At 62.2% G+C, this 23,872-nt stretch carries 21 protein-coding genes; 14 read left to right on the top strand and 7 right to left on the bottom strand.

What is annotated here, in order from left to right; translation table 11 throughout:
• The first annotated feature begins 154 nt into the window (after nucleotides 1-154).
• The 4 genes from CAF87_RS21145 (at nucleotide 155) to CAF87_RS21130 (ending at nucleotide 6,585) form a co-directional block, all read left to right on the top strand.
• The gene (locus CAF87_RS21145) at nucleotides 155-2,503 is read left to right on the top strand and encodes a hybrid sensor histidine kinase/response regulator (protein ID WP_085732936.1); all 2,349 of its coding nucleotides are present in this window, start codon (nucleotides 155-157) and stop codon (nucleotides 2,501-2,503) included.
• A gap of 95 nt (nucleotides 2,504-2,598) precedes the next feature.
• On the top strand, nucleotides 2,599-4,248 hold the full coding sequence (locus tag CAF87_RS21140; protein ID WP_085732935.1) for an acyl-CoA dehydrogenase family protein: 1,650 nt from the start codon (nucleotides 2,599-2,601) through the stop codon (nucleotides 4,246-4,248).
• Between the two features lie 129 nt (nucleotides 4,249-4,377).
• Complete coding sequence (amn, locus tag CAF87_RS21135) at nucleotides 4,378-5,877, top strand: AMP nucleosidase (protein ID WP_170929638.1); 1,500 nt, start codon at nucleotides 4,378-4,380, stop codon at nucleotides 5,875-5,877.
• 72 nt (nucleotides 5,878-5,949) lie between these two features.
• Nucleotides 5,950-6,585 carry a pseudouridine synthase gene (locus tag CAF87_RS21130; protein ID WP_085732933.1) on the top strand — a complete coding sequence of 212 codons (636 nt, stop codon included), beginning with the start codon at nucleotides 5,950-5,952 and terminating at the stop codon, nucleotides 6,583-6,585.
• Here the strand turns inward: CAF87_RS21130 and CAF87_RS21125 are convergent.
• Both CAF87_RS21125 and CAF87_RS21120 read right to left on the bottom strand, forming a co-directional pair.
• A complete protein-coding gene (locus CAF87_RS21125) occupies nucleotides 6,580-6,789 on the bottom strand; it encodes a DUF2788 domain-containing protein (protein ID WP_003228500.1) in 210 nt (69 codons plus the stop codon). The genes CAF87_RS21130 and CAF87_RS21125 overlap by 6 nt on opposite strands.
• Before the next feature lie 106 nt (nucleotides 6,790-6,895).
• Nucleotides 6,896-7,375, bottom strand: coding sequence for an Lrp/AsnC family transcriptional regulator (locus CAF87_RS21120; protein ID WP_007909658.1), 480 nt, complete (start codon nucleotides 7,373-7,375; stop codon nucleotides 6,896-6,898).
• 456 nt (nucleotides 7,376-7,831) lie between these two features.
• Here CAF87_RS21120 and CAF87_RS21115 point away from each other — a divergent pair, with 456 nt between their 5' ends.
• A complete protein-coding gene (locus tag CAF87_RS21115) occupies nucleotides 7,832-8,884 on the top strand; it encodes a DUF6515 family protein (RefSeq protein WP_085732931.1) in 1,053 nt (350 codons plus the stop codon).
• Here CAF87_RS21115 and CAF87_RS21110 read toward each other — a convergent pair.
• Both CAF87_RS21110 and CAF87_RS21105 read right to left on the bottom strand, forming a co-directional pair.
• Nucleotides 8,878-9,774 (bottom strand): cation diffusion facilitator family transporter, encoded by an 897-nt coding sequence (locus CAF87_RS21110; protein WP_085732929.1) that lies wholly within the window; start codon nucleotides 9,772-9,774, stop codon nucleotides 8,878-8,880. The genes CAF87_RS21115 and CAF87_RS21110 overlap by 7 nt on opposite strands.
• Before the next feature lie 15 nt (nucleotides 9,775-9,789).
• Complete coding sequence (locus CAF87_RS21105) at nucleotides 9,790-10,209, bottom strand: polyribonucleotide nucleotidyltransferase (protein ID WP_085732928.1); 420 nt, start codon at nucleotides 10,207-10,209, stop codon at nucleotides 9,790-9,792.
• A gap of 108 nt (nucleotides 10,210-10,317) precedes the next feature.
• On the opposite strand from CAF87_RS21105, the gene hrpB reads away from it, so the two are divergent.
• Entirely contained in the window at nucleotides 10,318-12,837 is a 2,520-nt protein-coding gene (hrpB, locus tag CAF87_RS21100) for an ATP-dependent helicase HrpB (RefSeq protein WP_085732926.1), read from the top strand.
• Between the two features lie 3 nt (nucleotides 12,838-12,840).
• Here the strand turns inward: hrpB and CAF87_RS21095 are convergent, their stop codons facing one another.
• Nucleotides 12,841-13,755: a LysR family transcriptional regulator gene (locus CAF87_RS21095; RefSeq protein WP_085732924.1), complete on the bottom strand. Its 915-nt coding sequence runs from the start codon at nucleotides 13,753-13,755 to the stop codon at nucleotides 12,841-12,843.
• A 238-nt stretch (nucleotides 13,756-13,993) separates the two neighbouring features.
• Here CAF87_RS21095 and CAF87_RS21090 point away from each other — a divergent pair, with 238 nt between their 5' ends.
• From CAF87_RS21090 to CAF87_RS21070, 5 genes are all read left to right on the top strand, one after another.
• Nucleotides 13,994-15,487: an aldehyde dehydrogenase gene (locus tag CAF87_RS21090; RefSeq protein WP_085732923.1), complete on the top strand. Its 1,494-nt coding sequence runs from the start codon at nucleotides 13,994-13,996 to the stop codon at nucleotides 15,485-15,487.
• Nucleotides 15,488-15,519: 32 nt separating this feature from the next.
• Nucleotides 15,520-16,890: an aspartate aminotransferase family protein gene (locus CAF87_RS21085; RefSeq protein ID WP_085703122.1), complete on the top strand. Its 1,371-nt coding sequence runs from the start codon at nucleotides 15,520-15,522 to the stop codon at nucleotides 16,888-16,890.
• A gap of 298 nt (nucleotides 16,891-17,188) precedes the next feature.
• Nucleotides 17,189-18,166, top strand: coding sequence for an ABC transporter substrate-binding protein (locus tag CAF87_RS21080; RefSeq protein ID WP_085732921.1), 978 nt, complete (start codon nucleotides 17,189-17,191; stop codon nucleotides 18,164-18,166).
• A 10-nt stretch (nucleotides 18,167-18,176) separates the two neighbouring features.
• Nucleotides 18,177-18,980: an ABC transporter permease gene (locus CAF87_RS21075; RefSeq protein ID WP_085732919.1), complete on the top strand. Its 804-nt coding sequence runs from the start codon at nucleotides 18,177-18,179 to the stop codon at nucleotides 18,978-18,980.
• Nucleotides 18,968-19,804, top strand: coding sequence for an ABC transporter ATP-binding protein (locus tag CAF87_RS21070; RefSeq protein WP_085687896.1), 837 nt, complete (start codon nucleotides 18,968-18,970; stop codon nucleotides 19,802-19,804). Before CAF87_RS21075 ends, CAF87_RS21070 begins: the two co-directional genes overlap by 13 nt.
• A gap of 13 nt (nucleotides 19,805-19,817) precedes the next feature.
• Here the strand turns inward: CAF87_RS21070 and CAF87_RS21065 are convergent, their stop codons facing one another.
• Nucleotides 19,818-20,894: an endonuclease/exonuclease/phosphatase family protein gene (locus CAF87_RS21065; RefSeq protein WP_085732918.1), complete on the bottom strand. Its 1,077-nt coding sequence runs from the start codon at nucleotides 20,892-20,894 to the stop codon at nucleotides 19,818-19,820.
• Nucleotides 20,895-20,967: 73 nt separating this feature from the next.
• The gene (locus CAF87_RS21060; protein ID WP_085733022.1) at nucleotides 20,968-21,642 is read right to left on the bottom strand and encodes a YciC family protein; all 675 of its coding nucleotides are present in this window, start codon (nucleotides 21,640-21,642) and stop codon (nucleotides 20,968-20,970) included.
• Between the two features lie 178 nt (nucleotides 21,643-21,820).
• On the opposite strand from CAF87_RS21060, the gene CAF87_RS21055 reads away from it, so the two are divergent.
• From CAF87_RS21055 to CAF87_RS21045, 3 genes are all read left to right on the top strand, one after another.
• Nucleotides 21,821-22,579, top strand: a complete 759-nt coding sequence (locus CAF87_RS21055; RefSeq protein ID WP_085732917.1) for a DUF2076 domain-containing protein — start codon at nucleotides 21,821-21,823, stop codon at nucleotides 22,577-22,579.
• A gap of 137 nt (nucleotides 22,580-22,716) precedes the next feature.
• Complete coding sequence (locus tag CAF87_RS21050) at nucleotides 22,717-23,196, top strand: NYN domain-containing protein (RefSeq protein ID WP_007958730.1); 480 nt, start codon at nucleotides 22,717-22,719, stop codon at nucleotides 23,194-23,196.
• A gap of 40 nt (nucleotides 23,197-23,236) precedes the next feature.
• Nucleotides 23,237-23,842, top strand: a complete 606-nt coding sequence (locus CAF87_RS21045; protein WP_085732916.1) for a PolC-type DNA polymerase III — start codon at nucleotides 23,237-23,239, stop codon at nucleotides 23,840-23,842.
• Nucleotides 23,843-23,872: the final 30 nt, after the last annotated feature.

The following is a 23,872-nucleotide window of genomic DNA, read 5'->3' as shown; positions in this document are numbered from 1 at the left end:
AGCCTTTGTCAGAAAAATTTCCATGGTGCTCAATGGCCATCAACGGCTATGCTAGAGTGGATCCAAACCAATAACAGGTAATACCGGTTTTACGTCTACTCAAAGGGAATGGGGGGCTTCCTGACACAACCGGACAAGCCACGCTGGGGCTTCAATGCGCTATTTGTTGATGTTGCTGTTCTGTTTGCCCCTCCTGGCAAACGCCGTCGAGTTCGACGAGTTCACCCAGAGCCTCCCGCTGGGTCGATCCCTGCAAGTGTTCGAAGACCCGAGCGGTCAGGCGAGCATTGCCGACGTCCGCGCGCAAGCCGCTGCCGGACAATTCAAAAAACACGATAAAGCCACGCTCAATGCCGGTTACTCGCGTTCGGCGTTCTGGCTGAAGATCGACCTGCATTACCGCCCGAGCAATCCGGCGGCGCAGCGTACCTGGCTGCTGGAGCTGGCCTATCCGCCGCTTGATCACCTCGACCTGTATCTGCCCGACGCCGCCGGTGACTATCGCCTGGTGCGCCAGACCGGGGACGCCTTGCCGTTCGCCAGTCGCGAGATCCGGCAGAACAACTACCTGTTCAACCTCACGTTCAAGCCTGACCAGCAACAGACCGTCTATTTGCGGCTGTCCAGCGAAGGCTCGATCCAGGCACCGGTGACGTTGTGGTCGAGCACCGCGTACCTCGAAGACCAGCCGGTGCGCCTTTATGTGCTGGGCCTGATTTATGGCGTGCTGCTGGGGATGCTGGTCTACAACCTGTTCATCTACCTCAGCGTGCGCGACACCAGTTATCTCTACTACATCTTCTATATCGGCTCGTTCGGCCTTTATCAGCTGTCGGTAAATGGCGCGGCGGTCGAGTATTTCTGGCCGGACAATCCATGGTGGGCCAACGCCGCCACGCCATTCTTCATTGGTTGCGCAGGTCTGTTCGGCAGCCAGTTCGCCCGCAGCTTCTTGCAGACCAAAAACCACAGCCGCTGGCTCGACCGGCTGTTGATCGCCCTGATCGTGTTCGGTGCACTGGTGATCGGTCTGTCGCTGATGACCAGTTACGCCCTGGCCTTGCGTCTGGCGACGACCCTGGCACTGACCTTTACCGTGGTGATCTTCGCCGCCGGGATCCTCGCCTGGTGGCGGGGTCTGCGGGTGGCGCGCTATTTCATCATCGCCTGGTCGGCGTTTCTGCTCGGCGGGATCGTCAACACGATGATGGTTCTGGGCCTGCTGCCGAATGTGTTCCTGACCATGTACGCCAGCCAGATCGGCTCGGCCATCGAGGTGGCGCTGCTGTCCTTGGCGCTGGCCGACCGCATCAACGCCATGCGCGAACAACAGGCGCAGACCCTGTTCGACGCCGGCCAGAAGCTCGAAGTGCTGAACCAGCAACTGGCCCACAGCAACAAGCTCAAGGACGAATTCCTCGCGACCCTGACCCATGAACTGCGCACGCCGATGAACGGGGTGATTGGTTCGCTGGAACTGATGCAGACCGTCGAACTGGACCCGGAACTGGAGCAATACCAACAGACCGCCGCCGGTTCGGCCCGGGACATGATGCGCATGGTCAACGGCATCCTGACCCTGACCGAATTGCAGGCCGGCAAGCTCAAGGCCACGCCGGGCAGTTTCAGCCTGCGTGCGGTGGTCGAGGCGCTGCGCGTGCAGTTCGACGGCAATGCGTCGAGCAAGTCGCTGGACTTCAAGGTCGAGGTGCTGCCGACCCTGCCGGATCGCCTGCACGGCGACAGCGCCAAACTCGCGCAATGCCTGGAATGCCTGCTGGACAACGCGATCAAGTTCACCCGCGTCGGCGGCCTCGCCTTGCGGGTCACCGGCAAACCGTCGACGGATAATCGCCTGGCGCTGTCCTTCGCGGTGATCGACACCGGTATCGGTTTTACTGATCTGGGCGAGGCCACGCTGTATCAGCGATTCTTCCAGCTCGATGGTTCGATGACCCGCGAATACGGCGGGCTGGGCGTCGGTCTGGCGATTTGCCGACAACTGGTGGAACTGCTCGGCGGCAAGCTCACGCACCGTTCCGAACCGGGGCGCGGCAGTCGCTTTCAGCTGGATGTCGAGTTTGAGTTGCCGGCGGTTGAAGCGGTGCCGACGCTCGTTCGCGATGCCGTGCGCGCACCGCAGGACTGCACCGTGTTGCTGGTGGACGACAACAGCGTCAATCAGTTGGTGATGCGCGGGATGTTGCTCAAGCTCGGTTTCCGCGTGCGCACCGCCGACCACGGTGCCGCAGCCATCGAATGCCTGCAGCGCGAGCCGTTCGATGCGGTGCTGATCGATTGCCAGTTGCCGTCGCTCGATGGTGCGTCGTTGTGCTGCCAGATCCACGACTTGCCGGGCTGTGCCAGCCTGCCGGTGTTCGTGATCGCGCTGGGGGCGGATCGAGAGCATTGCGCTTCTGCCGGCTCGATCGATTACCTGAGCAAACCGGTGAAATTCGAAGACTTGCAGGTCGCGATGCAGCGTCGGGTATTGAGGTGCTGACAGGGTGAAAGCGCCGGCATTTAGGCCGATATGACACTTTGATCGGTCCGGGGGCGGTGCTTAACTGAAGCTCTGGCCGATCAAGGAGCCCCGTCATGAACCTGCATCAGTTCGCCGAAACCCACGAAGTGACCAACCAGCCACCATCGCTGGACGGCACCAACCTGTACCGCATCGACCTGCCGCTGCAGGAGTGGTCACGGCGGTTCGGCGCCGGCTGGGCCGAGTCGCGGATCGATGCCTACGGCGCACTGGCCGGCGGGCCGCTGATGGAGGCCGGGTTCCTCGCCAACCAGAACAAACCGGTGTTCGCCAGCCATGATCGCTATGGTCATCGCATTGATCTGGTGGAATTTCACCCGGCGTATCACGAGCTGATGCGCACGGCCATCGAACATGGCCTCACGTCGTTGCCCTGGGCTCATCCACAGGACGGCGCCCATGTTGCCCGCGCGTCGATGTCCTATCTGCACAGCCAGGCCGAGGCCGGCAGCGGTTGCCCGTTGACCATGACCTTCGCCAGTGTTCCCGCGCTGCGTTTGCAGCCGGATCTGGCCGAACAGTGGCTGCCGAAAATCCTCGCCACCGAATACGATCCGCGCAACGTCGGCATGGCCCACAAGGCCGGTGTCACCATCGGCATGGCGATGACCGAGAAACAGGGCGGCACCGACGTGCGCGCCAACACCACCAAGGCTTATCCGGTCGGCGCCAGCGGCCCGGGCCAGGCTTATGAACTGGTGGGCCACAAGTGGTTCTGTTCGGCGCCGATGTGCGATGCGTTCCTCACGCTGGCGCAGACCGACAAGGGCCTGACCTGTTTCCTGTTGCCGCGCCATCGCCCGGATGACACGCGCAATCAGTTCTACATCCAGCGTCTGAAAAACAAACTCGGCAACCAGTCCAACGCTTCCAGCGAAGTGGAGTTCCGTGGCGCCCTGGCGTGGATGGTCGGTGAAGAAGGGCGCGGAGTACCGACGATCATCGAGATGGTGGCCATGACCCGTTTTGATTGCATGGTCGGCTCCAGCTCGCTGATGCGTCAGGCGCTGACCCAGGCCAGCCATCACTGCGCCCATCGCAAGGTTGGCGGCAAACTGCTCAGCGAACAACCGCTGATGCAAAACGTGCTGGCCGATCTGGCGCTTGAAAGCGAAGCCGCGCTGGCCCTGAGCCTGCGCATGGGCAAGGCGCTGGATCATCTGGATGATCGTCATGAAGCGCAATTCGCCCGACTGGTGACGGCGGTGGGCAAATACTGGATCTGCAAGCGTGCGCCGGCAATGATCAACGAAGCCGCCGAATGCATGGGCGGCGCGGGATATGTCGAAGAGAGCATCCTGCCGCGGCTGTACCGCGAAGCGCCGGTGAACTCGACGTGGGAAGGCTCCGGCAACGTGCAATGCCTCGACGTGCTGCGAGCGTTGTCGAAAGAGCCGGGCGTGCTGGATGTGCTGTTCAACGAACTGGGCGACGGCCATGGCGACAAACGGTTGGCCGCGCATATCCAGCAGTTGCAGGCGTCGTTCAAGGACACGGGCGACATTCAGTACCGGGCTCGGCAACTGACCGAAGACATCGCTCTGGGGTTGCAAGCGAAGCTGTTGCTGGAGGCCGGGAATGCGGCGGTCAGTGATGCGTTTATCGCCAGTCGCCTGAACGGAGGCGGGCGGGTCTACGGCGCGTTGCCGCGCGGGCTGGATGTCGAAGCCATCGTCACCCGCTCGACGCCGCAAGGTTTCTGACTGCAATTTCCAAGCACCGAAAGGCCTTGTGGGAGCTGGCAAGCCCGCTCCCACAGGGCCCGCCTATACCTGTCAGATTGATGAATAGCCACAACGCCACTGTTTCCGTGACGCCACGATGCAGGCAAGATGAAGCTCTGCAAGTCAGAACACAGGAAGCTGATCGTGACCGAAGCGTTTATTGTCGTTCAAACCGCCGAACAAGCCGTGGATCGTCTGGCCGAGCTGCATGAGCAGGCCACCACGGCGCTGAACTCTGCGCTCAAGCGTTATCTCAAGGATCGCGTCGAGCCCGACGCCGAGCAACGTGCCCTGTTCCGTTATCCCGAACTGCGTCTGACCTACCACTGCCAGGGCGAAGTCCCGCAGACCACCCGCGCTTACGCCAAGGTGCAGTTGCCGGGCACCTACAGCGTGACCGTCACCCACCCGGCGGCGTTTCGCAAATACCTGCTGGAGCAGCTCACGCCGCTGATGCACGATTTCACCGTAACCGTGGAAGTCGGGGTCAGCGAGCAGAACATTCCGTACCCGTACGTGGTCGAGCAGGGCGATGAACTGGCCGGCTCCGGCGTCACTGCCGCCGTGCTGGCGCGAGTGTTCCCGAGTACCGACCTGTCCGCCGCCACCGATGGCATCGCCGACGGTCTCTACGACTGGGAAAACACCGATCCGCTGCCGCTGGCGCTGTTCGATGCGGCCCGCGTCGACTTTTCGCTGCGTCGTCTGGTGCATTACACCGGCAGCGACTGGCGCCATGTGCAGCCGTGGATCCTGCTGACCAACTACCACCGCTATGTCGACCAGTTCATTGTTCATGGCCTGGAACAACTGCGCCGCGACCCGCGTTTCGTGCGCATGGTGTTGCCGGGCAACGTGATCATCGAAAAAGGCATGGATCACGGCGAAGCCTCGGCCATTGCGGCCGGTGTGGTCTGGCACCGTTACCAGATGCCGGCCTATCACCTGATCGCCAGCGATGGCCACGGCGTGACACTGGTGAACATCGGCGTCGGCCCGTCCAACGCCAAGAACATTACCGATCACCTGGCCGTGCTGCGTCCGCATTGCTGGCTGATGATCGGTCACTGCGGCGGCCTGCGTCAGTCGCAGACCATTGGCGACTATGTGCTGGCTCACGCTTACATGCGTCGCGACGGGATTCTTGACCGGGTGGTGCCGCCGAACATTCCGATCCCGGCCCTGGCTGAAGTGCAACTGGCGCTGCAGCAAGCGGCGGCCAACATCACCGGCGAAAAAGGCGAAGAGCTGAAGAAACGCCTGCGCACCGGCACCGTGCTGACCTACGACGACCGTAACTGGGAATTGCGCTGGGCCCAGGAGCGACCGCTGATCAACCTGTCCCGCGCCGTGGCGGTGGACATGGAAAGCGGCACCATCGCCGCCCAGGGTTATCGCCTGCGGGTGCCATACGGCACGTTGCTGTGCGTTTCGGACAAACCGCTGCACAGTGAAATCAAGCTGCCGGGTTCGGCCAACGCGTTCTACGAGCGCGCGGTCAGCCAGCACTTGAAGATCGGCATCGAAGCAGTGGACCTGCTGCGCACCGAACTCAACTCGCTGCACTCGCGCAAACTGCGCAGCTTCGACGAGCCGCCGTTCCGCTAACGGTTAGTCGTGGTCATTTGGCGGTCGGGGCACTAGCATTGTCAGCCCCGACTGTTAGATGTTGTTTTGCCCATGTCCCGTCCCCAGCGTCCATCTTCCCGCCGCCCCGGTGCGAAGCCGTCCTCTTCAGCCCCGCGCCGTGTCGCCAAGGCACCGCCGGCCGAGCCGAAGCTGATCCTGTTCAACAAACCGTTTGATGTACTGACGCAGTTCAGTGACGGCGAAGGGCGGGCGACGCTCAAGGATTACATCGACATTCCGGGCATCTACCCGGCCGGACGGCTGGACCGCGACAGCGAAGGTTTGCTGCTGCTGACCAACGACGGCCAGTTGCAGGCGCGGATCGCCGACCCCAAGCACAAACTGGCGAAAACCTATTGGGTGCAAGTCGAAGGCGTGCCGACGGCCGAGCAGTTGCAGCGCCTGCGTGACGGCGTCGAACTGAATGACGGCATGACCTTGCCCGCTGAGGCGCGGCAACTGGATGAGCCTGAACTGTGGCCACGCAATCCACCGGTACGCTTTCGCGCAACCATACCGACAACCTGGCTGGAACTGGTAATTCGCGAAGGGCGCAATCGTCAGGTGCGGCGAATGACGGCGGCGGTAGGGTTGCCGACGTTGAGGCTGGTGCGGGTCAGGATCGGTGACTGGACGATCGAAGGGCTCGATCAGGGCCAGTGGAAGGAAGTGCCGGCGCGCTTATAAGGCGCCGGATTCGATCAGGCCGATCACTACGCTCTTGATGATGAACGCGGCCACGCCCAGGCCCAGCACGAAGAACAGAATGAACGAGCCGAAGCGCCCGGCCTTGGACTTCTTCGCCAGATCCCAGACGATGAAACCCATGAAAATGATCAGGATGCTGACCAGACCGGTCATCATCCACTCTTCAAATACTGCTGGATCCATCGGGCATCTCCGGCGCTGTTCGGCTGAAAGGGCGGGCGGGAGTATACGCCAGCGGCGAACGACGCAGCATTGACCTGCGTCGGTGTGCCGCAGTCATTCGTCGATTTCAGCTACGCAGATGAGTCAGCGGCAGTTCGGTACTGTTGAGCACCTGATTCAACACAAAACTCGACCGAACACTGGTCACGCCCTCAATCCGGGTCAGATGCCCTAACAGCAGCTTCTGATAGTGATCCATGTCCGGCACCACAACCTTCAGTTGATAGTCGGCATCCACCCCGGTCACCAGGCTGCACTCCAGCACCTGCGGCAAGGTGCGGATCGCCGCTTCGAAGTTCTCGAAACGTTCCGGCGTGTGCCGGTCCATGCCGATCAGCACGTAGGCGGTCAGGCTCAGGCCGAGCATCTTGCGGTCCAGCAGGGCCACCTGGCGCGAGATGTAGCCGTCGTCCTCCAGTTGCTTGACCCGGCGCGAGCACGGGGAGGGCGACAGACCGATGCGCTCGGCCAGTTCCTGGTTGGAAATGCGGGCGTCGCGCTGCAATTCCGCCAAAATGCTCAGGTCGTAACGGTCGAGTTTGCTCATCAATCTGTCCTTTGTCCTAACTATTGCGGCAGATTATCTATCCAGGGTTAAAAATTGCGCAAGTGGTGTTTAATTGAGCAATCTTCGCAATCATCTGTCGCGTCCTCAGGCCTATCCTTATCACCAGAATCACTGCTCGGTAACACCAGTCCACTGCGGTCCGCCCAATCAGGCCCGCCGCGGCCGCCGCCCCCACCGGGGACGTGCCGGCCCCCGAGCTGCACACTGTCCAGAAGACGGCGTGAGGTGAGCCGACGTCAAAAGCGTCGAGCCAGGACGAAGTTCTCTGGAAGGGAGGCCGACGGGTCTCCCTTTTTTCTTGCCCGCGATTTGACCTCCCTCGCTCAATAAATAAATGGCGTGACTGATAACCTGTTGCAGAACCCGGTGTGCCCATTCCCGGTCTTAGCTACAAACCCTCTTAATTACAGGGTCCGGCCCGCAGTGAGGAATTTCATGAAGTCGCGTATCTGGCGTCTGGCCAGTGTTGGTTTGCTGTGTGTGAGTGTCTGCGCGCAGGCGCTGGCCGATGAGCCGCAGAATCGCGGCCCCGACGGCGGTGGACGCGAGCGGGAGCATTGGGGCAACAATCAGGGGCACGGCGGAAACAATCAGCCCCATCCGCAAAACCAGCCGCAGCAGAATCAGCCTCGGCCGCAGAACAACGAGATCATTCGCGGCGACAACAGCCGCCAGTTCGAGCACAACGGCCAGCAGCACAATAATGGGCAGTGGCAGAACCACGACCAGAACCGTCCGGCCTACAATCCCAATCCGGTTCGCCAGCCGCCACCGCCGCCGCAACTGCCGGCCAACAGCCTGCCGATCCAGCCACGCCCCGACACCGTGCGCCAGAGCCAGGAACCGCGTCAGGGCTACTACCGCGACGAGCGTCCGCAGAATGGCTACCACCAGAACTGGCAAACCGGCAACCGACCCGATGACCGTCGCTGGCCGGGGCGTCCGGACGGGCATGGCAATGGCTGGGGCCCCGGCCCGCAATACCGGCCGGGCCACGTGATCGACCGCTTCCCGGATCGTGACTTCCGCGTGCCGTATCGCGGCCAGGATTACTTCTACTCCGGCGGCTACTGGTATCGCCCGCAAGGTCCGCGATATGTCGTGGTTCAGCCGCCACGGGGCATCCGCATCCAGTACCTGCCGGATTACGCGCGCGAAGTGTGGATCGGCGGTTCGCTGTTGTTCCTGGCGGCAGGTTCGTACTACGCCTATCAGGAAGCGACTCAGGATTACGTGGTGGTCGAGCCGCCGGTGCAGCAACCTCCGCAACCGGCCAGCAACGGTTATGACGTCGAAGCGTATCCCGCCAACGGCCAGTCGCCGGAGCAGGTCCAGCAGGACGGTTACCAGTGCTATCAGTACGCGGTGCAGCAAAGCGGTTTCGATCCGCGCACTGCGACCTACCAGCCTGCACCTGAAGTGGTGCAGGCCTACCGCCAGGCCCAGGGCAATTGCCTGAGCAGTCGCGGTTATCAGGTCAACTACTGAGCCCGGGCGGCTTTCACCACTTCCTGCGGGTCGGCGTGCACCAGCACTTCGGCCCGCGGGTAGGCTTTGTGAATCGCATCGGCGGCCTGATCGCTGATGCCGTGAGCGACTGACAGCGTCAGCTCCCCCGGCAATTCCAGGTGCAACTGGACGAACCAGTGGTTGCCGGAAATCCGTGTGCGCAGATCATGTGCGCCCAAAACGCCCGGCACACCGCACGCCAGCTCGAGCATGTGCTGACTGACATTCACCGGCAGCTCTTCATCCATCAGCACCGAAAAACTCTCTCGGGCGATCTGGATCGCGCTCCACAGGATGTACACGGCAATCCCCAGACCGAACCAGGCATCCAGTTGATGAAAGCCCAGACCCGCCAGGATCAGGGCGATCAGGATGCTGCCGTTGAGCAGCATGTCCGAACGGTAATGCAGCGAGTCCGCGCGCACAGCATTGGAGCCGGTCTGTTTGATCACCCGGTGCTGCAACATCAACAGCGCCGCTGTCAGCAGCAGCGAAAACACGATCACGCCGATGCTTATCCAGGGCGCGCCGAGCGGCTCCGGTTGCTGGATGCGCTCATAAGCCTGAAACGCAATGAGCAGCGCACTGCCGCCAATGAACAGCGCCTGCGCCATGCCCGCCAGGGATTCGGCCTTACCGTGACCATAACGGTGATCGTCATCCGCCGGGCGCAACGCGTAGTGCACCGCCAGCAGGTTGAGCAACGAGGTGACGCCATCGAGGGCCGAGTCGGTGAGGCCGGCGAGCATGCTCACCGAACCGCTCAGCCACCAGGCGATGGCTTTGGCGATGATCAGCGTACAGGCCACCGCCACCGAGGCGCGGGTCGCCAGCCGCAGCAGGCGGGCGTGTTCGGGGCTGGAGGTCATGGGTACGTCTATTCCTTATGCGGCAGGTTGCAGGCCAAACATCGCCAGTTGCTGGGTGCTGCCCTTGTGCCGGATCAGGCGCGGGTCATCCAGCGGCAGGTTGCGGCCCAGTTCTGTTTCGAGAATAGCCTGCAACTTGAGGTTATCGACTTGACCGTCCGGGCCGATGGCTTGTTTGAGCTTGGCCGGATCGACTTGCGCCGTGCGGCCCGGTTCGAAATAGATCGCGCCGGTGGTGAAGTCCACGGCAAACGCGATCACGCCGGGAAGGATATAGAACAACAGGCCCACGGCATCGAGCACGGCAATCGCCGGGTCGATCTTGCCGTCGATCTGGCCGCGCCGGTCGGGATAGAAAATCGAACCGCACGCGGTGATCTGAGTGAGCAGGGTGGCAACCAGTACACCGCCGATCAGGCGAAAAAGTAAGCGCATGGGAATCTCCTGAGTCATCTGTTAACGAAGCGTCGTCGTGTGAAGTTAAGACCCTGACGAACGCCTGGCAGTTCGCCGTTATACTCGGCCCTCTGTTTTGGAGCCAGCATGAATTTTTTGCCGATCGACGATGTTTTACCCGCCCTGCGTGAAGCCCTCGCGACACGCCATGAAGCCGTGCTCGAAGCACCGCCCGGCGCCGGTAAAACCACCCGCGTGCCTTTGGCCCTGCTCAATGAAGCGTGGCTGAACGGGCAGACCATTCTGATGCTCGAACCGCGTCGGCTGGCCGCCCGCGCAGCGGCGGAACGGCTGGCCAGCGAGCTGGGCGAGAAGGTCGGTGAAACCGTCGGTTATCGCATCCGCCTCGACAGCAAGGTCGGTCCCGCCACGCGCATCGAAGTGGTCACCGAAGGCATCCTCACCCGGCGCTTGCAGGACGACCCGGCGCTGGAAGGCGTGGGTCTGCTGATCTTCGACGAATTCCACGAGCGCAGCCTCGACGCCGATCTGGCGTTGGCCCTCAGTCTGAACGGTCGCGAGCTGTTTCGAGCTGAACAGCCGCTGAAGATTTTGCTGATGTCCGCCACCCTCGAGGGCGAACGTCTGGCCGGCCTGCTCGACGACGCGCCGATCCTGCGCAGCGAAGGCCGGATGTTCCCGGTGACGATGCGCTGGGGCCGGCCGTTCCAGCCCGGCGAATACATCGATCAACGCGTCACGCAAACGGTACTCGAAGCCCTGCACGATGAAACCGGCAGCCTGTTGGTGTTCCTGCCGGGGCAGGCGGAAATCCGGCGTGTTCATCAGCAACTGTCGGACGCCATCGGTGAAGGCAGCGACATCCTGCTCTGTCCGTTGCACGGCGAACTCGACCTGAATGCGCAACGCGCTGCCATCGACCCGGCGCCCGCAGGCCAGCGCAAAGTGGTGCTGGCCACCAACATCGCCGAGACCAGCCTGACCATCAACGGCGTGCGCGTGGTGATCGACGCCGGGCTGGCGCGGGTGCCGCGTTTCGACCCGGGCAGCGGCATGACCCGTCTCGATACTCAACGTATCTCCAAAGCCAGTGCCACCCAGCGAGCAGGCCGGGCCGGGCGTCTGGAGCCGGGCGTGTGTTATCGCCTGTGGTCGCAGGATCAGCACGAACAACTGGCGGCTTATGGCAGTGCGGAAATTCTTTCGGCGGATCTGGCCGGGCTGGCCTTGCAACTCGGACGCTGGGGCGTGGCGCCGAGTGATTTGATCTGGCTCGACGTACCGCCAACCGCCGCGTATGCACAGGCTCAGGATTTGTTGCTGCGCCTCGGTGCGCTGGACGGTGAAAGTCTCAACCGTCATGGTCAGGCCATGGCTGAATTGCCGGCCCATCCGCGCATCGCCCATTTGCTATTGCGCGGTCAGGCGCTGGGGCTGGCGGACATGGCGTGCGACGTTGCCGCGTTGCTCGGTGAGCGCGACATTTTGCGCGGTGCCGGAGCGGATCTGCACAGTCGTCTGGTGCTGCTGTCCGGCGAAGAGCGCGCGGCGCGCAGCGCCCAGGGTGGGGTGCAGCGCGCCCGGCAACTGGCGCGGCAATATCGCGGCTACCTGCGCGGGCAGCCGAGCGAACCGGTGGCCGACCCGGATCACCCGCGCTGGCTTGGCGCCTTGCTGGCGCTGGCCTATCCGGATCGCGTCGCCCAGCAGCGGCGTGCCGGTGGTGCCGAATATCGACTGGCCAACGGCCGTGCGGCGCTGTTCGCCGAAGCCGACAGCCTGATGAAGGAGCCGTGGATCGTCATCGCCGACCTCGGCAGCCGTCAGGGCCAGCGTGAGGAACGGATTTATCTGGCGGCGGATTTCGATCCGGCGCTGTTCGATTCGGTGCTGACCGAACAGGTGCACACCGTCGATCAACTGGATTGGGACGAACGTGAAGGCGTGCTGCGCGCCGAGCGTCAGCGCAAGGTTGGCGAACTGATCCTCAGCCGCGAGCCGCTGACCGGTCTCGACGAAAATGCTCGCAGCCAGGCATTGGTCAATCTGGTGCGGCGCAAAGGTCTGGAACTGCTGCCGTGGACACCCGAACTGCGCCAATGGCAGGCGCGAGTCGCGTTGCTGCGTCAGCTCGATCTGGACACGAAGAGCGACAGCCAATGGCCAGATGTCAGCGACGCCACGCTGCTGAAAACCCTTGAAGACTGGCTGATGCCTTATCTGGACAAGGTCTCGCGGCTCAGCCATTTCGCCAACCTCGACCTGTCGAGCATCGTGCGCAATCTGCTGCCATGGCCCCTGCCGCAGCAGCTCGACGAACAGGCACCGCATCACCTGAGTGTGCCGTCGGGTTCGTCGATTCGCCTCGACTACAGCGAACAACCACCGATTCTCGCCGTGCGCTTGCAGGAGTTGTTCGGCCTCGCCGACACACCGCGCATTGCCGGCGGCCGGCAAGTGGTCAAGCTGCACCTGCTATCCCCGGCTCGGCGCCCGGTGCAGGTGACGCAGGATCTGGCCAACTTCTGGCGCAGCACCTATGCCGAAGTGAAGAAAGATCTGAAGGGGCGGTATCCGAAGCATTACTGGCCGGACGACCCACTGGTGGCCGAGGCCACTGCTCGGGCCAAACCGCGCGGTACGTGAGGGTCAGTGACTGGCCTTCGCCGTCAGTTGCTCCCGGCAATAATCGGCAAACAACTGCGCCGGTTTGGTCAGTTGCCCGCGTTTGAGCCACGCCGCCACCAGGCCTGAGCCGGTGACGTCCTCGACGATGTCCACGCACACGACTTTCTTGCCGTCGTAGGTGCATTCCGAATGCGGGCGGGTCACCAGGATCGAGAAGCCGAAACCCTGGCCGACCATGCCGCGCACCATTTCGATCGAGGGCGAGCTGAACTCGATGCGTGGTGACAGGCCGAGTTCTTCGAACAGGCTGACGAAGTAGGTGCGGCTCGGTTGTACGTCGAGCAGGATCATCGGCTCCAGGCACAAATCCCGCAGCGAAACCTGTTTGAGCTGGGCGAAGCGGTGATCTGCAGGGAGCAGCGCGTAAGGCCGTTGCGCCGGCATCAAGGGTTCGGTTTCGATGGTCGCATCGAGGTCGTGCTTGTACAGGATTGCCAGATCGAAGGTGCCCGAGGTCAGGCCTTGCACCAGTTCCTGTTGTTCGCCGTCGCGGATGCGGATCTTGACCCCCGGATACAGCGCCGAGAACCCGGCAATCAGTTGCGGCAGGTACAGCGGCGCGACCGTTTCAAAACAGCCGATATCGATCTGCCCGGCCACCACGTCGTTGTCGGCGAGGGCGTTCTGTTCGAACTCCTTGGCCATGCGCAGCAGTTCCTGGGCCTTGCGAAAGAACCGCGCGCCGCTCGGCGTCAGGGACACGCCCTGGGCGTGATGGCGGATCAGCAGTTGCACGCCGAAGCTGTCTTCCAGCCCCTTGATTGCCGTGGAAATCGCCGGTTGCGCGATGTACAGCTTGCGCGACGCTTCGGCGACGCTGCCGCATTCGACGGTAGTGATGAAGTATTTCAGCTGACGCAGGTTGTAAGCGGCCACGGTGAACCTCAAAGCGAACGGATTTCACATCCAAGCAATTTGTAAGCCGCCGGCCTCCGTTCTGTCGGCGGTTTTTTTGTCCCTGAACAATAGCCCCATACGCGCGCGAAGGGGCTGTCGGCTGGTTACCTTTTTTATTGTCTGCGAAGACATTTTTACTGGTTTTAGCGCGCGCAGGCCTGAGCGACTATCGACAGAAGCTGTTTATAAAAGAACAAAAGTCCAAGGAGCATCCACCGTGTTCGAACTTGCAGACTGGCAGCGCAAGGCCGCTGCGTTGAGCTATCCGTACCAGGCCGTGATCGACGGCAAACTGCGTGTGGCGCAGTCGGGGCAGACCTTTGCCGCGATCAACCCGGCCACCGGCCAGTTGCTGGCCAACGTCGCCGCGTGCGGGGAAGAAGACGTCGACACGGCAGTGAAGAATGCGCGGCAGGTGTTCGAAGCCGGCACCTGGGCCGGGCGTTCGCCCACCGAGCGCAAGCAAGTGCTGTTGCGTCTGGCGGATCTGATTCTGGCCCATCGCGAAGAGCTGGCGCTGCTCGATTCGCTGAACATGGGCAAGCCGGTGATGGACGCTTACAACATCGACGTGCCGGGCGCCGCCGGGGTGTTCCGCTGGTACGCCGAAAGCCTCGACAAGCTCTACGATCAGGTCGCGCCGAGCGCCTCGAACGTGCTGGCGACCATCACTCGCGAAGCGCTGGGCGTGGTCGCGGCCGTGGTGCCGTGGAATTTCCCGCTGGACATGGCCGCGTGGAAACTCGCACCGGCGCTGGCGGCGGGCAACTCGGTGATCCTCAAACCCGCCGAGCAATCACCATTCTCTGCATTGCGTCTGGCTGAGCTGGCGCTGGAAGCAGGGTTGCCGGCCGGCGTGCTGAACGTGCTGCCGGGGCTCGGCGAACAGGCCGGCAAAGCCTTGGGCCTGCACCCGGATGTCGATTGTCTGGTGTTCACCGGCTCGACGCAGGTCGGCAAATATTTTATGCAGTACTCCGCGCAGTCGAACCTCAAGCAGGTGTGGCTGGAGTGCGGCGGCAAGAGCGCCAATCTGGTGTTCGCCGACTGTAAGGATCTGGACCTGGCGGCGCAGAAAGCCGCGTTCGGGATCTTTTTCAATCAGGGCGAAGTCTGCTCGGCCAACTCGCGGTTGCTGGTGGAGCGCTCGATTCACGACGAGTTCGTCGAGCGTCTGAAAGCTCAGGCAGAACGCTGGCAACCGGGCGATCCGCTGGACCCGGCGAGTGTGGCCGGGGCGATTGTCGACAGCCGTCAGACCGAAAGCATTCTGCGCTTCATTCATCAGGCCGCGCGTGAAGGCGCGACCCGCGTCTGCGGCGGGCGGCAGCTGAGTTTCAACGGTTCGGGCAACTTCGTTCAGCCAACGATTTTCACCGACGTGCAGCCGCACATGACCCTGTTTCGCGAGGAAGTGTTCGGCCCGGTGCTGGCGGTGATTGCGTTCGATGACGAGGCCCACGCCTTGCAACTGGCCAACGACAGCGTCTACGGTCTGGCGGCGTCGCTGTGGACTGACGATCTGCACCGCGCACATCGAGTGGCGCGGCAATTGCGAGCCGGCACGGTGTCGGTCAACAGCGTCGATGCGCTGGACGTGACCGTGCCGTTCGGCGGCGGCAAACAATCCGGTTTCGGCCGCGATCTGTCGCTGCACTCGTTCGACAAATACACCCAGTTGAAAACCACCTGGTTTCAACTGCGCTCATGACAGCCGCTCACAACAAAAAAGGAGATCCGGCGATGACCACCTCACGTGAAACCCGCGACTACCAGGCCGCCGATGCAGCGCACCACATTCATGCGTTCGTCGACCAGAAGGCCCTCAACGACGAAGGCCCACGGGTGATGGTGCGCGGTGATCGTCTGCACCTGTGGGACAACGACGGTCGGCGCTACCTCGACGGCATGTCCGGGCTGTGGTGCACCAACCTCGGTTACGGTCGCAAGGACCTGAACGCGGCGGCGAGCCGGCAACTGGAGCAGTTGCCGTACTACAACATGTTTTTCCACACCACCCACCCGCAGGTGATCGAACTCTCCGAGCTGCTGTTCAGCCTGCTGCCGGGGCACTACAGCCACGCGATCTACACCAACTCCGGCTCCGAAGCCAACGAGGTGCTGATCCGTACCGTGCGCCGTTACTGGCAGGTGCTGGGCAAGCCCGAAAAGAAAATCATGATCGGCCGTTGGAACGGTTACCACGGTTCGACCCTGGCGGCGACGGCCCTCGGCGGCATGAAATTCATGCACGAAATGGGCGGGATGATTCCCGACATCGCGCACATCGACGAGCCGTACTTTTTCGCCCACGAAGGCAACCTGACCCCGGCGGAATTCGGTCTGCGGGCGGCGCAGCAGCTGGAAGCGAAGATCCTCGAACTGGGCGCCGACAAGGTCGCCGGCTTCATCGCCGAACCGTTTCAGGGCGCGGGCGGGATGATCTTCCCGCCGGAAAGCTACTGGCCGGAAATCCAGCGCATCTGCCGCAAGTACGACGTGCTGTTGTGCGCCGATGAAGTGATCGGCGGCTTCGGTCGTACCGGTGAATGGTTCGCTCACGAATACTTCGGTTTCGAGCCGGACACCCTGTCCATCGCCAAGGGTTTGACCTCCGGTTACATCCCGATGGGTGGTTTGATCCTGTCGAAGAAAATGGCCGACGTGCTGGTGGAACAGGGTGGTGTGTTCGCTCACGGCCTGACCTATTCCGGGCACCCGGTGGCGGCGGCGGTGGCGATTGCCAACCTCAAGGCATTGCGCGATGAAGGCGTGGTGACGCGGGTCAAGGATGACATCGGGCCGTACCTGCAACAGTGCCTGCGCGAGGTGTTCGGCAATCACCCGTTGGTGGGCGACATTCAGGGCACGGGCATGGTCGCGGCGTTGCAACTGGCCGAAGACAAGGCCACGCGCAAGCGCTTCGCCAATGAGAACGACATCGCCTGGCGCTGCCGCACGATCGGTTTTGAAGAGGGGGTGATCATTCGCTCGACACTGGGGCGGATGATCATGGCGCCGGCGTTGATTGCCAGCCGTGAAGAGATAGATGAACTGGTGGGCAAGACCTTGAAAGCGCTGGATCGTACGGCGCAGGAATACGGTCGGCTCTGATCTGCAAGCAGCGTGAACCGCTAAAAACCGCAGCCTTTGGCTGCGGTTTTTTTTGGCTTTGCACCCACCTCGGGCGTCCCCGCCCGACGCGCCCTTTCGCGGTGCGCACTACCCAGTTTTTTCATCGTTCGCGTCTAACTATTTCCTCGTTTTCCTGACGCCAAGCCTGGGTCAACATCGATTTCGCCAGCCAAGGCATTGCCCGCCAGAGTCCGACAGAGACCGCAGCGTGCAATCGCGAGACCCCGGCTGGCCGTACTGCCCATGACAACTAAATCAACAGCGTTGGGAGTGCTCCATGAACAAGTCCTTGTTTACCCGTCTTGCATGTCCTCTGGCGATTTCCGCCCTTTCAGTCACCGCCGCCCAGGCCGGCACCTTGTCGATCGGCCACACCACGTGGGTCGGTTACGGCACCCTGTATCTGGCCCAGGATCTGGGCTACTTCAAGGAAAACGGCCTGACCGTCGAATTGCCGGTGGTCGAAGAGGCGTCGATGTACATGGCCGCCCAGGCGTCCGGGCAATTGTCCGGCTCGGCCTCGACCATCGACGAAGTGCTCAAGTACCGCCCGCAGTTCTGCTTCAAGGCCGTGGCCGCGCTGGATGACAGCCATGGCGGCGACGGCGTGCTGGTCGGCAAAAACGTGAAGAGCCTGCAAGAACTCAAGGGCCAGGCCGTGGCCGTCAACGAAGGGTCGACCTCGCAGTTCTGGCTCTCGTACCTGCTGAAAAAGAACGGCATGAGCATGAGCGACATCACCGTGCAGAACATGACCGCCGACGATGCCGCCACCGCGTTCATCGCCGGTCGCGTGCCGGCCGCCGTGACCTGGGAGCCGCATCTGTCGATGGTGCGCGACAAGCAGCAGGGCAAAGTGCTGATCGACAGCAGCAGTACGCCTGGCGTGATCGTCGATGTGGTGGCGCTCAACTGCACGGTGATCGAGAAGCAGCCGGAAGACGTCAAGGCGCTGGTCGCCGGTCTCTACAAAGCGGTGCAGTACACCAAGGATCATCCACAGAAGGCCTACGAAATCATGGCCAAGGGCGTCGGCGGTTACCTGTCCGATCCGAAGGAACTGGCCGCCGCCGCGCAAGGCGTGCGCTTCTACGATCAGGCCATGAGCGAGAAGCTGCTGGGCAAACCGGGCGCGCCGGGTGACAGCGCACCGCTGATCAAACTGGCCAACGAAACCGCCAGCGAATTGCAGGGCAAGCCCTACAACGTCAGCAACGACGATCTGGTGGATAACCGTTTCGTCAGCCCGCTCTAGGAGACTGGTCATGTTCAAGCGCAATTCATGGCTGAGCCGCTGCATCACGCCGAAGACCGGATTGCCGGTGCCGGTAGTGTGGAGCGCCAGCGGTCTGGCTTGGGTGTTGCTGGTCGGCCTGTGGGCCGGATTGTCCTACGGCGGCATCGTGCCGGGGATGTTCCTGCCGACGCCCGGCGCGGTAGTTGAGGCCGCCGTGCGCCTCAGCCGCGACGGCACTCTTGGCCAGCATGTCTGGGCCAGTGTCGAAGTGGTGATGGTCGGTTTCATCGTGTCGTCGCTGGTGGCGGTGCCGCTGGGCTTGTTGATGGGCAGCTTCCGCATCGTCCAGGCGTTCCTCGAACCGCTGGTCAACTTCATCCGTTACCTGCCGGTGACCTCGTTCGTGCCGCTGTTCATCCTGTGGATCGGCATCGGTCTGGAGCAGCGGGTCTCGGTGATCATTTTCGGTGTGTTCTTCCAGCAACTGGTGATGGTTGCGGACGTGTCCAAAGGCATCTCCAAGGACTTGATCAACGCCTCCTACACCCTCGGCTCCAACCGGCGTGACGCGGTGCTGCATGTGATCGCCCCGGCGTCGTTACCCGGCGTGCTCGACACCTTGCGGGTGACCATGGGCTGGGCCTGGACCTATCTGGTGGTCGCCGAACTGGTCGCCGCGTCCAGCGGCCTCGGCTACTTGAGCCTCAAGGCCATGCGCGGCTTTCAGGTCGATGTGATTTTTCTCGCCATCGCGATCATCGGCCTGTTGGGCCTGGTCACCGATCAACTGTTCCGCTTCTTGCGTTTGAGGATTGCCGCATGGGCTCAGTAACCGCTGCCAACCGTCGTTTCATCGAGCCGGTCGCCGCACCGGCACACGCCGCGCCAAGGTTGCAGGTGGACAAGGTCAGCCTGCGCTACAGCAAACCGGGTGGCGGTACATTCACTGCGCTGGAAGAAGTGTCGTTCGAAGTGCCGGATCAGCAATTTGCAGTGCTGGTCGGGCCGTCGGGCTGCGGCAAGTCGAGCCTGCTGTACCTCACCGCCGGCCTCGCCGAGCCGACCTCCGGCGAAATCTACGTCGGCGGCCAGCAAGTGCAGGGCCCCGGCGCGGATCGCGGGATGGTGTTCCAGAGCTACACGCTGTTCCCGTGGCTGACGGTGCGGCAGAACGTCGAGTTCGGTCTCAAGCGCCGGGGCATGCCGGCAGCGAAACGCAAGGAGATCGTCGATCACTATGTGCACGAAGTCGGCCTGTCGGGATTTGCCGACAACTACGCCAAGCAGTTGTCCGGCGGCATGATGCAGCGGGTGGCTATTGCCCGGGCGCTGGCCAACGATCCGCAGATCTTGCTGATGGACGAACCCTTCGGCGCCCTCGACAGCCAGACCCGCCTGCAAATGCAACAGCTGTTGCTGCGGGTGTGGGGCAACAGCAAGAAGACCGTGCTGTTCGTTACCCACGACATCGACGAGGCGATTCTGCTCGGCGACCGGGTGTACGTGATGGGCGCCAGGCCGGGACGGATCAAGCAGATTCTCGACGTGCCGATCGAGCGGCCACGCACGCTGGACATGGTGATGGAGCGCTCGTTCATCGACATGAAACGGCAGATCTTCGGGCTGTTGCACGACGATCTCGAAGAGGCCCATTGAGTTACGGCGGCAATCAGTTGGGTGGCAGGAGGAATTTCGCAATCACCGGCAAATGATCGGAAATGCGCAAGGTATCGTCCTGACGCACGGTGGCCTCGACCCGTTTGATCTTCGGGCTGTAGAACAGGTAATCGACCGTGCGATCCGGGCCGTTGAGGCCGGGGTCGTTGGGGTAATGGGTCAGCCACTTGGCGCGGTCGATGCCGCCGGCTTCGTTGTTGGTCGGGATCATCGGGTATTTGTCCCACAACAGATGCAGCGCGCTGTCCACGGAGTAGGGCGTGCGCTGTTCGCTGGGCAGGCGCCGGTACTGGCCGAGCGGCAACAGGTTGAAGTCCCCTCCGATCAGCCACGGCGTGCCGTGGCTTTCGTGTTTGTCGAGAACCTTGGCCACCGCCGTCACTTGCGCCTGCAAGGTTTCGTCCGGCTGCATGGCGCGATCCAGATGGGTGTTGAACACCACCAGTTGCCCGCCATTGCTGAACGGCAGAGTGGTGGCGAGCAGGGCGTTTTTCGGCTGGAACTGGCGGCTGATGATATTCAGCGGCTGCACCGGCAATTGCAGGCGTTCGGCGTGTTCGATACGAAAGCGGCTGAGGGTCGCGAGTTGCCGGCCGACACTGCCGAAGATATGCGGATCCGGGACGAAATCGGCCTTCCAGTCGAAGGCATGGGCGCTGCACGGATAGAGGTCGGTGAGGCGTTCCTGCAACAGCTTGAGCTGGTTCTGATAGTCGCTGGCCTTGGCGCCGTCATCCAGTTCCTGGATCAGCACCACATCGGGCTGCTCGTCGCGGATCACCCGGGCCACTTCGTCGAGGCTGAACGCCATGTCTTCCGGGGTCGGGGCTTCATCGTCGCCTTGCGCCAGGTCATTCCAGAACACGTAGCGCTTGCCGGCCAGGTACTGCACGTTCCAGGTCATGACCTTCAGCGCCTGGCCGGGCACCAGCGTCGGCGGCTGCCCGGTGCAACTGACCGGCAGGGTCTCCCGGGCGTCGGGGCGCCAGGTCAGGCTGAAAATCATCACGCCGATCAGGGCGATGGCAAGCAGCACAGGCAGCAGGATGTAGCGCAGTAGACGGGTCATGGCTCGGCTTATAGCGATACGGAAGTGGTCCCGAGCATACCCGAGACCCCCGCATCACCCAAGCGCAGAGCGGTCAGACTATTCCGTCACGTTTGTCGGGCAATTCGCTGATCAACATGAACAGGCGGAACAGCACTACGCTGGTGAACAGCTGCAGGAAGCTGTGGCCACTGTCGATCAATATGGCGATCAACGGATTCTGCGGATCGGGGTAGACCTGCAGGGTCAGACCTTTGAGCAGCCACAACGGCCCCATCACACAGAGGATGCACACCAGAATCCGCAGGAAATGCCCACGGCTCAAGCGCAGGCTTTCCTTCATGGCCTGCAACGGGCCATAGCCGCGCAGCACCAGCAGGTATTCACCGAAGGCCAGGGTGACCATCAGCCACAGGCCTGGCAGGAAATACAGGGACAGACCGAGCAGGATCAACAGCGTGTTGAGCGCGGTGAGCACGGCAAAACGCGGCCACAGGCGCGCCGCCATCGCCAGCAAGTCGAGGGTTTGCGGGGATTCGCCACGGGTGCGGGCGTCGAGAAACAGGATCAGCGCGGCGGTGTACAGCGGGTAGACCAGCAGGCCGACGATCACACTGATGGCCGAATAACCGTCCGGGTCGCTGGCGTGATCCACCACTTGTTGCAACGCGGCTTCGAAGATCACCAGCGGCAGGCACAACTGGACGATCCGGGCCAGATTGCGTTTAAAGAAATACAGTGAGTCACGCAGCACATCGAAGGCATTCATCAGTCGGTATCGCAGGTCAAAAACAGTGGCCCACTTTAACCGATGATGTGCCGCCGGGGACAAACGTAAACGTTCGGTAAAGATCATTGAAACATTCTGTCACTGCCTCCATTACGGAGATGCACCTTGTCCACCGTGGACGAGGGCAACGTTATCCCCGGCAATCTACGAGGTCGCCATGAACAGCGAAGAGCAAACCCTGATCGATGGACTGTTTTCCCGGCTGCAACAGGCCGAAACGGAGGCAGCCCCGCGCGACGCACTGGCTGAAGCGCGGATCAAGGAACACCTGACGCGCCAGCCGGCCGCAGGCTATTTCATGACCCAGGCGATTCTGGTGCAGGAGGCCGCGATCAAGAGCCTCGACGAACAGAACAAACAACTGACTCAACAGGTCCAGCAACTGCAGGCCGAACTGCAATCGGCCAAGGCGCAAAGCGCAGCCCCGGCGTCGAGCGGCGGCGGTTTCCTGTCGAGCATATTCGGTGGCAGCAGCCCGCGCCCGGCTCCGACCCAGAGCGCCCCGGCCTCCACTGGCGGCTGGCGTGAACCGGCTCCGCAGCAAAACTTCGGTGCTCCCGCGCCACAACAGAATTTCGGCGCGCCACCACCGGGTTATGGCCAGCAACCAGCGGCCCCGGCGGCCGGTAGCAGCTTCCTCGGCGGCGCCCTGAAAACCGCCGCCGGTGTGGCGGGTGGCGTGATGCTGGCACAAGGCATCAGCAGCCTGTTCCATCACAACCAGCAGCCGGAAGAAATCGTTGAGGTGATCAAGGAAGAACCGGCCCAGGTCAACGATCAGGGTAACAACGGTTGGGGCGATGACCAGCGCATGGCCAACAACGACTCCTGGGGCAACAACCAGGGTGGCTTCAGCGACACCGACTACAGCGATGACAACTCATCGTTCTTCGATGACGACGATTCCTTCGTCTGATTCACCATTCGTCCGGGGCGCCTGAGCGCCCCGGGCCGATTATTCGCGGAACCTTCCTTCGGGCTGGCATACTGAGCGCCTTTTTCGGGCCTGGTGCCTGATCCGGCTCATGCGCGTCAGCGCTTACAGGAACTCCGGTGAAAAAAATCGCAGTGTTCGCCGATGTGCAGAACCTCTACTACACCGTGCGTCAGGCCTATGGTTGCCACTTCAACTACGCAGCGCTGTGGGCTGATGTCAGCCAGCACGGGCAGATCGTCGAGGCCTACGCCTATGCGATCGACCGGGGCGACAGCAAACAGCAGCAGTTCCAGCAGATCCTGCGCAACCTCGGTTTCACCGTGAAACTCAAACCCTACATCCAGCGCAGCGACGGCTCGGCCAAGGGCGACTGGGACGTGGGCATCACCCTCGACATCATGGATGCCGCCGACCACGTCGACGAAATCGTCCTGGCCTCCGGTGATGGCGACTTCGACATGCTGCTCGAACGCATCATCAACAAACACGGCGTGCAAGCGGTGGCCTACGGCGTTCCCGGCCTGACCGCCAACTCGCTGATCCGCGCCGCCAGCCGTTATGTGCCGATCGAAGGCGCACTGCTGTTGAAAAACTGAGCGTTGCTCAAGAATTGATTTGAACGGAGTTGAACCCGGTTTGGAACGCATTGCAGTCATCGACTTTGAAACCACCGGCATTTCGCCGAGCAGCAGTTGCCGGGCCACGGAAATTGCCGTGGTCATGCTGGAAAACGGCCGTATCGTCGAGCGTTACCAGAGCCTGATGAGCGCCGGCGTGCGCGTCCCGGCCTTCATCGAACAACTCACCGGCATCAGCAACGCCATGCTGCGCACCGCTCCGTCGGCCGAACAGGTGATGAACGAAGTCAACGAATTCGTCGGCTGCACGCCCTTGCTGGCGCACAACGCCGCGTTCGACCAGAAGTTCTGGGACTTCGAACTGGGCCGGATCAAACGTACCCGCCTGCAGAACTTTGCTTGTTCGCTGTTGTTGGCCCGGCGTTTGATGCCAGCGGCGCCGAACCACAAGCTCGGCACGCTCACCACCTTTGCCCAATTGCCGCATACCGGCCAGGCGCACAGGGCGATGGCGGATGCGGAGATGGCGGCGAATTTGCTGGCGCATCTGACAGATGAGTTGCGGCACAAGCATGGCGTGCGGGAGCTATCGCACGACCTGCTGTGCAAATTGCAGAAAGTACCGGCCGCCAAGGTCGGCGAGCACTTGCAGCGCTATCGCTGATTTTCAGGCAAACACATTTCCCATAGGGAT

This window comes from Pseudomonas sp. R38(2017) (assembly GCF_002112395.1).
Taxonomy (GTDB): domain Bacteria; phylum Pseudomonadota; class Gammaproteobacteria; order Pseudomonadales; family Pseudomonadaceae; genus Aquipseudomonas.
This window is presented reverse-complemented; position numbering and strand designations above follow the sequence as displayed.